General features: G+C 68.3%; 11 protein-coding genes. All 11 read left to right on the top strand.

Annotated features, from left to right (window positions below):
- Positions 1–49 precede the first annotated feature (49 nt).
- The 11 genes from murJ (at position 50) to argH (ending at position 12,696) form a co-directional block, all read left to right on the top strand.
- The gene (gene murJ, locus RDU83_06935) at positions 50–1,636 is read left to right on the top strand and encodes a murein biosynthesis integral membrane protein MurJ (protein ID MDQ7840748.1); all 1,587 of its coding nucleotides are present in this window, start codon (positions 50–52) and stop codon (positions 1,634–1,636) included.
- A 78-nt stretch (positions 1,637–1,714) separates the two neighbouring features.
- Positions 1,715–2,746: a heat-inducible transcriptional repressor HrcA gene (gene hrcA / locus RDU83_06930; GenBank protein MDQ7840747.1), complete on the top strand. Its 1,032-nt coding sequence runs from the start codon at positions 1,715–1,717 to the stop codon at positions 2,744–2,746.
- Positions 2,747–2,782: 36 nt separating this feature from the next.
- Positions 2,783–3,907, top strand: coding sequence for a molecular chaperone DnaJ (gene dnaJ, locus RDU83_06925; protein MDQ7840746.1), 1,125 nt, complete (start codon positions 2,783–2,785; stop codon positions 3,905–3,907).
- Between the two features lie 22 nt (positions 3,908–3,929).
- On the top strand, positions 3,930–4,796 hold the full coding sequence (locus RDU83_06920) for a 50S ribosomal protein L11 methyltransferase (GenBank protein ID MDQ7840745.1): 867 nt from the start codon (positions 3,930–3,932) through the stop codon (positions 4,794–4,796).
- Positions 4,793–5,521 carry an RsmE family RNA methyltransferase gene (locus RDU83_06915; GenBank protein ID MDQ7840744.1) on the top strand — a complete coding sequence of 243 codons (729 nt, stop codon included), beginning with the start codon at positions 4,793–4,795 and terminating at the stop codon, positions 5,519–5,521. Before RDU83_06920 ends, RDU83_06915 begins: the two co-directional genes overlap by 4 nt.
- A 43-nt stretch (positions 5,522–5,564) precedes the next feature.
- Positions 5,565–6,602: an N-acetyl-gamma-glutamyl-phosphate reductase gene (argC, locus tag RDU83_06910; GenBank protein MDQ7840743.1), complete on the top strand. Its 1,038-nt coding sequence runs from the start codon at positions 5,565–5,567 to the stop codon at positions 6,600–6,602.
- Between the two features lie 60 nt (positions 6,603–6,662).
- Entirely contained in the window at positions 6,663–7,853 is a 1,191-nt protein-coding gene (gene argJ / locus RDU83_06905) for a bifunctional glutamate N-acetyltransferase/amino-acid acetyltransferase ArgJ (protein MDQ7840742.1), read from the top strand.
- 23 nt (positions 7,854–7,876) lie between these two features.
- Positions 7,877–8,746: an acetylglutamate kinase gene (gene argB / locus RDU83_06900; protein MDQ7840741.1), complete on the top strand. Its 870-nt coding sequence runs from the start codon at positions 7,877–7,879 to the stop codon at positions 8,744–8,746.
- Between the two features lie 3 nt (positions 8,747–8,749).
- Complete coding sequence (locus tag RDU83_06895; GenBank protein ID MDQ7840740.1) at positions 8,750–9,964, top strand: acetylornithine transaminase; 1,215 nt, start codon at positions 8,750–8,752, stop codon at positions 9,962–9,964.
- 46 nt (positions 9,965–10,010) lie between these two features.
- Positions 10,011–11,234, top strand: a complete 1,224-nt coding sequence (locus tag RDU83_06890; GenBank protein MDQ7840739.1) for an argininosuccinate synthase — start codon at positions 10,011–10,013, stop codon at positions 11,232–11,234.
- Entirely contained in the window at positions 11,218–12,696 is a 1,479-nt protein-coding gene (gene argH / locus RDU83_06885; protein MDQ7840738.1) for an argininosuccinate lyase, read from the top strand. The genes RDU83_06890 and argH overlap by 17 nt, the downstream gene beginning before the upstream one ends.
- Positions 12,697–12,698: the final 2 nt, after the last annotated feature.

Genomic DNA, 12,698 nt, shown 5'->3' with positions numbered 1-12,698 from the left:
CTAGCATGACCGCTCCAGTGCCACAAGTCGCCGCCGGAGGGCACGGGGCTTGAACGTCCAGCCGCGGCAGCGTCTTGCGCACGCCGCCACGCTCCTGGCCGGCGCCACCGTGGGCAGTCGCGTCCTGGGCCTGCTCCGGGAGATAGTCGTGGCCGCGATGTTCGGTGCCTCCGACGCCAGGGCGGCGTTCGTCATCGGATACTATGTCCCGTTCTTCGTCCAGCGCCTGCTCATAGGCGGCACCCTCAGCATCGTCCTCATCCCAACCATCTCTGACACCCTCGCACGAGGCGACGAGTCGGAGATGCGTCAGGTGACCTCGCGGCTGTTCACCCTTGTCCTGGCGTTCGGCGTGGGGATGGTGGTGGTCGGACAGCTTGCCGCACCCGCGCTGGTCCGTCTGGCAGCGCCGGGCTTTGCAGGGGACCCGGTGCAGCTCGCCCGTACGGTCGCCCTCACCAGGGTTAACTTCCTGGCAATGTTCTTCCTGGCCCTTGCGGTCTTCGCCACCGCGTACCTGCAGGCACTTCGCCGGTTCACCGCCCCGGCAGTGGCTCCGCTGGCCTTCAACGTGGCCATCATTGCCGGGACGGTCATGCTGGGGCCGAGGATGGGGATCACCGGGCTGGCCGTGGCCTGGGTGGCCGGGACCGCCATCCAGTTCCTCGTTCAGGTACCGGCACTGCACGCCGCCGGGTTCCGCTACCGCCCGGAGTTCGACTGGTCCCACCCGGCCATCCGCACGGTGCGGCGGCTGGCGCTGCCGGCGATGCTCGGCCTGGCCATCGTGGAGATCAACGCCTACGTGGGGCGGTTCTTCGCGTCGCTCCTCCCGGTCGTAACCGGCGTGAACGCGGTTGCCGCGCTGGATTATGCCTACGAGATGGTCCAGGCGCCGGTGGGAATCCTGGCCATATCCGTGGCGACGGTGCTCTTCCCGGGAATGAGCCAGCTTGCCTCCGCGGGCGACCGGGTGGGGCTCCGCCAGACCGCGGTGCTGGGGCTGCGCAGCCTCCTGTTTCTCACGGCGCCCGTGTCGCTCGGCCTTGCCGTCTTCGCACGCCCCCTGGTCCAACTGGTCTTCGAGCGCGGCGAGTTCGGCCCCGCCGCAACCGGGGTGGTGGCCGCGTGCCTGGCAGCCTACGCCGCGGGCCTGGTGCCGGTGGCGGCCTACTACGTCGTTACCCGGACGTTCTACTCCCTCAAGAACATGCGCACGCCGGTGATCATCGGTGGCGCAATGGTATTCCTGAACGCCGTCCTGGCTTATGCTTTCATGCAGAGGATGGGCGTGGCAGGGATCGCCCTGGCCTCCGCCGTGGTGGCGTTTGCGAACGTGGGGTTGCTGCTGTGGATGCTGGCGCGTGAGCTGGGCCCTCTGGGTGCCCGTCGGATTGTGGGTACGGCCGGTCGCGTCCTGGTAGCTGCCGCATCTGCTGTTTGGGTGGGATGGATGGTCGCGCAACGCGGGCTCACGGACGGACGCTTCGCGGAACGCGCGGACCTGCTGTTCCTGGCGGTCGGCGTGGGCGCAGCGGTCTTCGTATACCTGGCAGCCTGCGCCCTGCTGCGCGTGGAGGAACTCACGCTCGTACGGGGCCTCCTGCGGCGCAGGTCGGCTCGCCCTGTTCCTTGACACCCCAAAATCCACGATGCTAGGCTGAATCCGGTCGCTGGCACTCTGGGCGGAGGAGTGCCAGCCGCAGGTGGATGGATGTTGAAGCTTGATGCCCGCAGGCGTATCCTGCTCCGCACGGTTGTGGAGGAGCACGTCCGCACCGCCGAGCCGGTGGGTTCGGAACACGCTGCGCTTCGGGGGCGGCTGGCGGTGAGCCCTGCCACAATACGCAGCGCCCTGGCCAGCATGGAAGAACTGGGCCTGCTTACTCATCCGCACACCTCCGCCGGCCGGATCCCCACGGACCGGGGATACCGAGTCTACGTGGACATGTTGCCAAAGGCCGACCCGCTCAGTGGCTCGGCGCGCCAGAAGATACGCCGCCGGCTGGGCGATCCGGTCGAGGAGCCCGGCGATGTGGCCAACGAGGCCGCGCGCGTGCTCGCCGGCATGACCGGGTACGCTTCGGTCGTGGCGGCGCCGGGCCTGGCGGAGCAGATGTTCAGTTCTTTGCACCTGGTGCCGCTGGGCGAACGGCGCGCGCTCGCGGTGATTGCCACGGACGCCGGGGCGCTGCAGGGACGTTCAATTGAGCTCCCTGAGGGAGTGATGCCCGACGATCTCGAGCACCTGTCGCGGGCAATTACCCACCGGCTGCAGGGTTCCCGAGTAGGAGCCCTGACCCACCAGCGCCTGGAGCAGGTTCTCGGCGAGGCCTCCCATCACCACCGCTGGCTGGAGGAGGTCAAGGCCTGGCTATGGCGGGACCTGGCGCGGGGGATGCGGCCGCAGATTCGGGTCGCGGGCGCCCGCCACCTCCTGGCGGAGCCGGAGTTCAAGAGCCCGGATCGGGCGACCCGGCTGTTCGAGGCTCTTGAAGACGAATCGGTGCTGGACCGCGTGCTGGCCGCGGTGCCCGAGGAAGGGGTTTGGATCCTCATCGGCGAGGAGAACCCGCACGAGCAGCTCCGCGCCTGCAGCCTGATCATGGCGGCCTACCGGGCGGGCGACCGGCGCGGCGGCACCGTCGGCATCCTCGGGCCTACGCGGATGCGTTACCGCAGCGCCGTCACCGCGGTGCGATGCGTTGCGGAAAGCCTCAGCGAGGCAATGAGGCCGTCGGCTTAGGGCTCCGGCCTCCATCCCGCCGACACAACCGTGCACATGGATTCTAGAGACCTCTACGAGATCCTCGGTGTTGACCGCCGGGCCAGTCAGGAAGAGATCAAGCAGGTCTACCGCCGGCTAGCGAGAGAGACTCACCCGGATATCCGGCGCGACGATCCCCACGCCACGGAGCGCTTCAAGGACGTCAACGAGGCCTACGCGGTGTTGAGCGACCCGGTGAAGCGCAGCCAGTACGATCGGTTTGGCCAGGTGGGTTCGGAGGCCGGTCCCTTCGGCGGCGCCGCCGGCCCCTTCGAGGATCTCTTTGAGATGTTCTTCGGCGGCCGCGGCAGGCCTGATAGGGCTGAGAGGGAAGGGCCCCAGCGGGGTTCCGACATGCGCTACGACCTGGAGGTGACCCTTGAGGAGGTTGCCTCAGGCGTGGAGCGACGCATCACCTTGGATCGACTTGAGACCTGCCCGGTCTGCTTCGGCACCGGAGCTGAGCAGGGATCGAGCCCAGAGCGCTGTCCGTCCTGCCAAGGGACCGGAGAGGTCCGCCACGCGCAGCGCACGGTCTTCGGCCATCTGACGCAGGTCATGACGTGCGGCCGGTGTGGAGGGACGGGTACCTACATCGTCCGTCCGTGCGCGGGCTGTCGTGGCGCGGGTCGGTCAGAGGCCAGGCGGGAGATCACGGTAACCATCCCCGCCGGGGTGGAGGACGGCATGCACCTGCGCCTGTCCGGAGAGGGCGAAGCCGGCGTGCGCGGGGGAGGCCGCGGCGATCTCTTCGTGGTTGTGCACGTTGCGCCGCACCCGGTGTTTGCCCGTCGCGGGCGAGACCTCTACCGTGACATCGAACTCACCATGACGCAGGCCGCGTTGGGCGACGAGGTGGAGTTCCCAGGCATACACGGCACGGTTCCGGTGACGGTGCCGGCCGGCACGCAGCCGGGCGCGACGATCTCGGTGCGGGGCAGGGGACTGCCCGACCTTCGCGGCGGCCGCGGCAGCCTGCACCTGACGGCTCGGGTTGCCATCCCGACGCGGCTGACGCGCGAGCAGCGGGCGTTGATCGAGGAGCTCGCGCGCCTCGGCGGCGAGCGCCCGCAGGGAGACGAAAAGCGGAAGGGCAAGCGTAAGCCGATCCTCAAGAAGATGCAGGATCTGCTCAAGTAGGTTTGGGCGGCGGGTTACCACGATGCGCTGGATCGAGATCTCCGTGGACGTTCCGCTCCAGGATTCCGAGATGGCGGGTGACTGCCTGCTGGGGCACTGCCCGGCTGGGTTTTCCGAGAGCGCAAGGCCTGGCCGAGGCCGTCGGGTGTTGCGTGTCTACCTGCCCTCCACCAGAGCCGGTCGCAGCTCTCTCTCTCGCCTCAGGCGCGCACTCGCGCGTGAGGCGGCCTCCGGTACCATAGGCGTGCGCGTGGTAGGCGACACGGACTGGGTCAAGATGTGGCGGGCGCACGCGAAGCCGGTGCGGGTCGGCCGCATTACGGTGCAGCCCACCTGGATGCGGTCCAGGATACGCCCAGGACAGGTACTGGTCAGGCTCGATGCAGGGCAGGCCTTCGGCAGCGGCGAGCACCCTTCGACCCAACTCTGTCTGGCCGCGGTGGAGCGCTACGTGCATGGCGGCGAGACGGTGCTCGACCTCGGCACCGGTTCGGGTATCCTGGCCATAGCGGCCGCGCGCCTGGGCGCGCGGCGGGTGTTGGCGATTGACGACGACGATGTCGCAGCATCCATAGCCCGCGCCAACGCGCGCGCCAATGGCGTTCTGCGCATTGTTACGGTTCGGCGCGCGTCAGGCCTGAGTCGCGTGCGCCTGCGCGCGGACCTGATTGTGGCGAATCTCACGCCGGAGATCCTTGCAGGCGTATTCCCCCACGTCGGGCGGTGCTTGGCTCCAGGGGGACGGTTCGTGGGGGGCGGCTTCGGCCCTGCGCGCGTCGCCGAGGTTGCGCGCCTGGCCCAGGTGTCCGGGCTGCGCGTCGTCGGGACAGAGGCGCGGCGCGGCTGGCGCGCCGTGCACGCCGTGCATGCCGTGGCAGGACGGCCTTGACGCGCCGCCGCTTCTACGCCGCGGCGCAGGCACTCGATCAGGAGTCCTTTTCCTTCGCGCCGCGCGAAGCGCACCACATCGCGAGGGTGCTGCGGCTGCGACCCGGTGCCAGGCTGGTCGTCTTCGACGGCCGCCGCGAGGCGGAGGTGGAGATTATCGAGGTTGGTCCCTCGGGCGTTATCGCCCGGCGCACCGGACCACCGTCCGTCTCACGGCGGCCCGTGGAGATCTCACTGATCCAGGGCATACCGCGCGGCGCCAAGATGGATCTGGTCGTGCGGATGGGCACCGAGATAGGGCTCTCCGCCATCCATCCGGTCCACACCGATCGCACGGTGGTTGAACCGAGTGCGGTTCGCGTGGACCGCTGGCGCCGGGTGGCGCAGGAAGCGGCCAGGCAGTGCGGGCGGGGCGATACCCCGGAGATCCACGCGCCCGCGCGGCTCCCGGAGGCGCTGGCGGCCCTGGGTCCGGTGGATCTGTTCGTCGTGCCATGGGAACACGAGGCCCGCCCGATCGGCGAGGTTGTGGCGGCACGCCCGTTCCACACGGCCGCCGTTCTGATCGGGCCCGAGGGCGGGCTCACCGAGGGGGACCTCACCGCTGCCCGCGCCGTCGGCGGTCAGGCGGTCTCGCTCGGCGCGCTGGTCCTGCGCACCGAGACCGCCGGATTGGTCGCGACCGCCATGCTGCTCTACGAGCGATTGCTCCGCCCCCAGACCTAAACTGCCCCTTGCACTTTCATGCACCTCGATGTATAAAGAGTCTATGAAGACACGGGTCAGCATCATCGGCGCATCCGGATACGGGGGCGGAGAGCTAGTCCGTCTCCTGGTCGGCCACCCTGACGTAACGCTGGTCCACTTGACGGCGGAGAGCCGCAAGTCAGAGGCCTACGGCGAGGTCTTCCCCAACCTGCGCGGCTTCGTCCCGCACGTCACGGAGGACGCGGACCTCGATGCCATCGGCGCCGATTCCGACGTCGCCTTCATCGCCCTGCCCAACGGGATCGCCATGACGATGGTCCCCAAGCTGGGTCCGCGGGTGAAGGTGGTGGACCTGGGCGCCGATTTTAGGTTCCACGACCCGGCAACCTACGCGAGGTGGTACAAGGCCGCCCACGCGTGCCCCGAGCTCCTCGAGGGCGCGGTCTACGGCCAGCCCGAGCTGCACCGCGACCGTATCCGCGCCTCGCGGATCGTCGGCAATCCCGGCTGCTACCCGACCGCGGCGCTGATAGCGATAGCGCCTTTCTTGAAGGCCGGCGCGGTGCTCTCTGAGGGTATTGTCGTGGACGCGAAGTCGGGCGTCTCGGGGGCCGGTCGCGGCGCGTCGCTGGGCACACACTTCTGCGAGGTCAACGAGAACGTCAAGCCCTACAACGTCGTGGGTCACCGGCACACGCCGGAGATCGAGCAGGAGCTGTCGGGAGTCGCGGGCGTTCCTGTGGCGGTGGCGTTTGTCCCTCACCTTATCCCCATGACCAGGGGGATCCTTGCCACGGTTTACATGCGGCCCACCCGCGCCCTTACCACCGCGGAGGCAGAGGGGATCCTCGCCGACGCCTACGCCTCCGAGCCGTTCGTGCGGGTTCTCCACGGCGGGCTTCCGGAGACCAAGGCCACCTACGGGTCGAACTACTGTGACGTTGCGGTGCGCGTGGACTCGCACGCCGGCGTGGTCATCGCGATGGCCGCGCTCGACAATCTGGTCAAGGGCGCGGCCGGCCAGGCGATCCAGAACATGAACCTGATGTGCGGGTTCCCCGAAAATGCAGGGCTGCGGGAACCGCCGCTCTATCCCTGATCTTTCTGACGAATATCCAGGGCCGGCGTCATCGCGGGTGACTATAGGAGTGTGAGGATCATGATGGATGGAACCGTGACCAGTCCCTTCGGGTATCGCGCGGCAGGGATCCACTGCGGGCTCAAGCCCAGCCAGCCCGACCTGGCGCTGGTGGTTTCGGATCTACCCGCGACCGCGGCCGGGACGTTTACCACGAACAAGATGCGGTCTGCGCCGGTCATCCTGAGTGAGTCGAGGCTCGCGTCAGGCCGCGCGCAGGCGGTGCTGGTGAACAGCGGCAACTCCAACGCCTGCACCGGAGAGAGGGGCGATGTTGACGCGCGGGCTATGACCGCGGCCGCATCCGCCGCGCTGGGCATGCCCGAGGACCTGGTGGTGGTGGCCAGCACCGGGGTCATCGGCCGCCCGCTTCCGGTCGAGCGCATCACCGCGGGTATGCCGGCACTGGTGGCAGCGTTGGGCTCCGACGGCATGGCCGCGGCCCGTGCGATCATGACCACCGACGCGTTTCCCAAGACCGCGGCCGCTCAGGTTGATCTGGGTGACGGCGTGGTGACCATCGGCGGCATCGCGAAGGGCGCGGGAATGATCCATCCCAACATGGCCACGATGATCGCCATCATGACCACCGACGCCCCGGTTGAGGCGGCCGCCCTGCGGGCTGCTCTACGGAACGCCGTGGGCCGGTCCTTCAACTGCATCAGCGTGGACGGCGATACCAGCACCAGCGACAGCGTCTTCCTGCTTGCCAACGGTGCTGCCGGCGTGGCTCCGCTGGCCGAGAGCGGAGTGCGCTACGAGGCGTTCCTGTCCGGCCTCACCGACGTGGCCGGTCGGCTTGCGCGGCTGATCGTCAAAGACGGCGAGGGGACGACTAGGGTGGTGGAGGTGGCGGTGCGGGGTGCGGCGTCCGACGCCGACGCCCGCCTCGCGGCCGGCGCCGTGATGACCTCACCCCTGGTCAAGACCGCGTTCCACGGCGCGGAGCTCAACTGGGGCCGGATTTCCGCGGCGCTGGGCCGGAGCGGCGCGGAGGTCGCGCCCGACCGGCTGGCCATCGCCATCGGCGATGTTTGGGTAGTACGCGGGGGCGTTGGGATTCCAGAGGCCTATCCTTCGGCCGGGTTGGTGGTGAAGGCGTCCGAGGTCCGCGTGACGATTGATCTGGGTCTGGGAGTAGGCACCTTCACAGGATGGACCTGCGATCTATCGGAGACCTACGTGAAGATCAACAGCGGTTACCTGTCGTGAACCGCAAGGAGGAAGAGTAGCCGATGCCAGTTGCTGATCCGGTATCAGAGGGAAACATGCTCGCGTCCGGGCTGCGGTACGCCGCTGCCTGGCGCGGCAAGACCGTGGTCGTGAAGTACGGGGGCAGCGTGCTCAACGCCGGCGACGCCGGCACCGTCGTCGAGGATCTGGTGCTTCTCAAGGGCGCCGGCATCAACCCGGTGCTGGTGCACGGCGGTGGCCCCGAGATAACGCGAATGCTCGACCGGCTCGGAAAGGAAACGCGGTTCGTTCAGGGGCTGCGCGTCACCGACGCCGAGACCATGGAGATCGTCGAAATGGTCCTGGCCGGACGCGCCAACAAGGCGTTGGTAACAATGATCTGCAGCGCCGGTGGTAGTGCGGTCGGGCTGTCAGGCAAGGATGCCGGACTACTGCAGGCGCGACGGCTTCAGGCGCCGGAGGGCCTCGGCTTCGTCGGTGAGGTGGTCGGGGTTCAAGGGGCAATCATCCAGACGATCAGCGACGCCGGGCACATACCGGTGCTCGCTTCGGTTGGGGTCGGTGAGGGCGGGGAGAGCCTCAACCTCAACGCGGACCACGCGGCCGGCGCGCTGGCAGCGGCGCTGGGCGCGAGCAAGCTCGTTATTCTGACCGATGTACCCGGCGTGATGCGCACCGGTCCTGGCGAGCAGGAGATGCTCTCCACCCTGTCGGTAGCAGAGGTCCGGCAGTTGATGGCCGACGGCACTATCTCGCGCGGCATGATCCCCAAGGTGGAGGCCTGTCTGGACGCATTGGACCGTGGGGTGCCCAGCGCCCACATCATCGGTACCAGCACACCGCATGCGCTCTTGATAGAGCTGTTCACCGAAGACGGAATCGGCACAATGATCACGATGCAGGCAGGGTGAGGCATGACCACGGAACAGACGATCGCCTTAACGCAGCAGTACCTGATGACGACCTACAGACGCGCCCCCGTGGCCTTTTCCCACGGCGAGGGCGTCTGGTTGGTGGACCTAGAGGGCAGGCGCTATCTGGACTTCATCGGCGGGATCGCGGTCAGCGCGTTGGGTCATGCTCACCCGGCTCTGGTGGCGGCGATTCAGGCCCAGGCCGCGAGAATGCTGCACGTGTCAAACCTTTACCACATTGCCGAGCAGGCGCATCTGGCACAGTGGCTCGTAGAACACTCGGCCTGCGATCGAGCCTTCTTCTGCAACAGCGGGGCCGAGGCCAACGAGGCGGCGATCAAGCTGTCGCGGAAGTGGGGAAAGCGCGATGGCGCGAACCGCTATGAGATCATTGTCGCACACCAGTCCTTCCACGGTCGCACCATGGCCACGCTGGCGGCGACGATGCAGCCCAAGTATCAGGAACCCTTTTCCCCACTTCCGCCGGGATTCGTGCCCGTGCCGTTCAACGACCTGGAGGCCGCTCGGGCGGCGGTTACCGAACGCACGTGCGCGGTACTGCTCGAGCCGATCCAGGGCGAGAGCGGTATCCAGCCCGCAACCCTCGAGTACCTCACCGGGGTGCGCGGCCTGTGCGACGAGCGCGGGCTGCTGCTCATGCTCGACGAGGTGCAGACCGGGATAGGCCGTACAGGAACCCTCTTCGCTTATGAACAGTACGGCATCGTCCCCGACGTCCTCACCCTGGCCAAAGGACTGGGAGGCGGGTTTCCCATCGGGGCGATGCTGGCCAGGGAGTCCGCGGCCGCATTCTCTCCAGGCGATCATGGCAGCACGTTCGGCGGGAACCCGCTCGCCTGCGCCGCTGCCCTGGCGGTCCTCGAGGTCATCTCGGGTGAGCGCCTGGCCGAGCGCGCCGTAGCCATGGGCGCGGTTCTTGCGGCAGGGCTTCGGGCACTGGTGGCCGGAGGCCGGGCAAAGGCGGTGCGCGGACGGGGGCTCCTGCTGGCGCTGGAGCTTAACGGCGAAGCCGCACCGGTGGTGGACGCGTGTCGGCAGGCCGGTCTGCTTGTCAACGCGGTGGCGCCCACGGCGCTGAGGTTCGCGCCACCGCTCGTGGTGCAACAACCCGAGATAGAGCAGGCGCTGGAAATCCTGGGCCGCGTGCTGGAGGCATCCCAGGCGCCTGCCGGCACGGGGGCGCCGGTTCTGTAGCACCTACGCTCGGAAGCAGCTCTAGGGAAGGGGCGCTGTAATGGAGATCGGGAAGGTGGCGCTATCGTATTCAGGAGGACTGGACACCTCGATTGCCATACCCTGGCTGCGGGAGACGTACGGGTGCGAGGTTATGGCGGTGATCGCCGACGTTGGCCAGGGCGAGGATCTCGATGCGATCCGTGCCAAGGCGCTCGCCAGCGGCGCATCGTCCGCGCACGTGGTGGACGTGCGGCGGGCCTTCGTGACCGACCACATCGTGCCCATGGTCCAGGCGGGTGCGGTCTACGAGGGACGGTACCTACTGGGCACCGCGCTGGCACGACCGCTGATTGCGCAGGCGCAGGTCGAGACTGCGCTCGCCGAAGGTGCCGATGCCCTGGCCCACGGTTGCACGGGCAAGGGCAACGACCAGGTTCGATTCGAGCTGGCCTACCAGGCGCTCGCCCCGCACCTGCGCGTGATAGCGCCCTGGCGGGAGTGGCAGATCCGATCGCGCGATCAGGCGATCGAGTACGCCGCGGCACGCGGCGTGCCTGTGACGACAACTCTGGCCAAGCCCTACAGCGTGGACCGCAACCTCTGGCACTGCAGCAGCGAGGGAGGAATACTGGAGGACATCTGGGCCGAGCCGCCGCACGACCTCTACCAGTACACCGCCGACCCCCGCACCGCGCCCGATGCGCCCGACTACGTGGAGATTGAGTTCGAGACCGGCAGGCCGGTCGGCCTGGACGGCATGCGGCTTGACCCCCTGACCCTCATCGAGCGCCTGAACGCGCTGGCCGGTCGGCATGGGATCGGCCGCGTGGACATCGTGGAGAACCGGCTGGTGGGCATGAAGGTCCGCTGCGTCTATGAAACGCCCGGAGGGACAGTGCTGACGGCCGCCCACCACGACCTCGAGGCGATCACCGTCGAGCGCGACTGTGCCCACCACAAGATCCAGATCGCCCAGCGGTACGCCGAGTTGATCTACTACGGCCAGTGGTTCTCCCCACTGCGGCAGGCCTTCGATGCCTTCGTTGTATCTACTCAGCGGACCGTCACCGGGACCGTACGCCTGCGCCTGTTCAAGGGTAGCGTCCTGCCGGTCGGCCGGAAGTCCCCGCACTCACTCTACAACCTTGAACTGGCGACGTTCGGCGAGGACAAGGTCTACGATCAGCGGCAGGCCGGAGGTTTCATCGCGCTGTGGGGACTGCCGACCAGGGTCTTCGCCCAGGCCAACCCGCACCTCGTGCGGAGTCAACGTGACCAGGCCGGCTGATCCCGACACCCATTACCTGATGTGGGGAGGGCGGTTCACGGAGCCTCCGGACCCCCGCGTCGGTCCGCTCCTCACCTCGCTTCCGGTGGACCGGCATCTGCTGAGGTGGGATCTGCTGGCCAGCCTGGCGCACCTGACCTCCCTGGCCGAGGCAGGCGTGGTCCCGCCGCCGGCAGCGGCGGATCTGGCGCGGGCGCTCCGCCAGATGCTGGATGAGGCCGAGGCCGGCACGCTGGTCCCCGGGGACGGGTTCGAGGACGTGCACTCCTTCATCGAGGCCGCCCTGACCGCCAGGCTTGGCCAGGCAGCCGGCTGGCTGCCCACCGGCCGCAGTCGGAACGACCAGGTCGTGACCGCAATGCGCCTCGACCTCAGGGATCGAATCACCTGCCTGGTCGAGGCGGTGAGCTCGCTTCAGGAGGCACTCCTGGAGCGAGCCCGCGGGGCGGTTGACGTGCTGGTTCCGGGCTATACGCACCTCCAGCGCGCCCAGCCCGTGGTGCTGGCCCACCACTTGCTGGCCTACTTCTGGATGTTGGGCCGGGATGCCGGGCGCCTGCGCGACGCCTACCGGCGTCTTGACGCCTCCCCCCTGGGGTCCGGTGCGATCGCCGGTACAGGCTACCCCCTGGAACGTGCGCGACAGGCCGAGCTCATGGGGTTTGCTGGAATCAGCGAGAACAGCGTTGATGCCACCGGCGACCGGGACTTCGTGTTCGAGACGGTGGCGGCGGTGACCGGGCTGCTTGTTCACCTGTCGCGCTGGGCCGAGGAGCTGGTGCTGTGGGCCACCCGGGAGTTTGGGTTCATCAGCTTGCCCGATGCCCTCGCCACCGGCAGCAGCTTGATGCCCCAGAAGAAGAACCCCGATCTCCTAGAGCTGGTACGGGCCCAGGCCGGGGTGGTCCTGGGCCCGCTGGTAACGCTGGCGGTGGTTCAGAAGGGTGTGGCGTTTGGCTACAGCCGTGACCTCCAGGAGGATAAGGCACCTGTGCTCACTGCTTTCCGCTCGGCCGGGATGGCGCTTGCCGCGATGACCCTTGTGGTGGAGCGGATGGTGATCCAGCCGGGCCGGATGAGGGAGGCCCTGCGGGGCGGGCACCTCACCGCCACCGAGGTCGCTGACTACCTGGTGCGGCGCCGGGTCCCATTCCGCGAGGCGCATTGCCTAGCCGGCCAGGTTGTGCGCGCGGCCGAGATTGCCGGCTGCGAACTGTGGGAGTTGCCGATGGAGGGCTACCGCCGGATCTCCCCGGAGTTTGACGACGGTGTGCTGGACGCGGTCACCCCCGAGGGCGCCGTCGCTTCCAAGGATGTGCCCGGGGGGACGGCGCCCGCAAGGGTCCTCCAGGCCATGGAGTCGGCCCGCGCCGCGCTGGGGGTGCAGCGCTGCTGGCTCATCCAGGTTCGGGCTGCTCAACAGGTAGCCATCGCCTGCCTGTTGAGCGCCGCCCCAGGATAGGA

It is taken from the genome of bacterium, assembly GCA_031082185.1.
In the GTDB taxonomy this organism is placed as follows: Bacteria; Sysuimicrobiota; Sysuimicrobiia; order Sysuimicrobiales; family Humicultoraceae; genus VGFA01.
The sequence above is the reverse complement of the archived record's forward strand: the minus strand, read 5'-3'. Positions and strand labels throughout refer to the sequence as shown.

What these genes read in the sequence shown, in the direction of transcription:
- hrcA (MDQ7840747.1), top strand. Translation starts at nt 1,715, where the DNA reads ATGTTGAAGCTTGATGCCCGCAGGCGTATCCTGCTCCGCACGGTTGTG.
- dnaJ (MDQ7840746.1), top strand. Translation starts at nt 2,783, where the DNA reads ATGGATTCTAGAGACCTCTACGAGATCCTCGGTGTTGACCGCCGGGCC.
- RDU83_06920 (MDQ7840745.1), top strand. Translation starts at nt 3,930, where the DNA reads ATGCGCTGGATCGAGATCTCCGTGGACGTTCCGCTCCAGGATTCCGAG.
- argC (MDQ7840743.1), top strand. Translation starts at nt 5,565, where the DNA reads ATGAAGACACGGGTCAGCATCATCGGCGCATCCGGATACGGGGGCGGA.
- argJ (MDQ7840742.1), top strand. Translation starts at nt 6,663, where the DNA reads ATGATGGATGGAACCGTGACCAGTCCCTTCGGGTATCGCGCGGCAGGG.
- argB (MDQ7840741.1), top strand. Translation starts at nt 7,877, where the DNA reads ATGCCAGTTGCTGATCCGGTATCAGAGGGAAACATGCTCGCGTCCGGG.
- RDU83_06895 (MDQ7840740.1), top strand. Translation starts at nt 8,750, where the DNA reads ATGACCACGGAACAGACGATCGCCTTAACGCAGCAGTACCTGATGACG.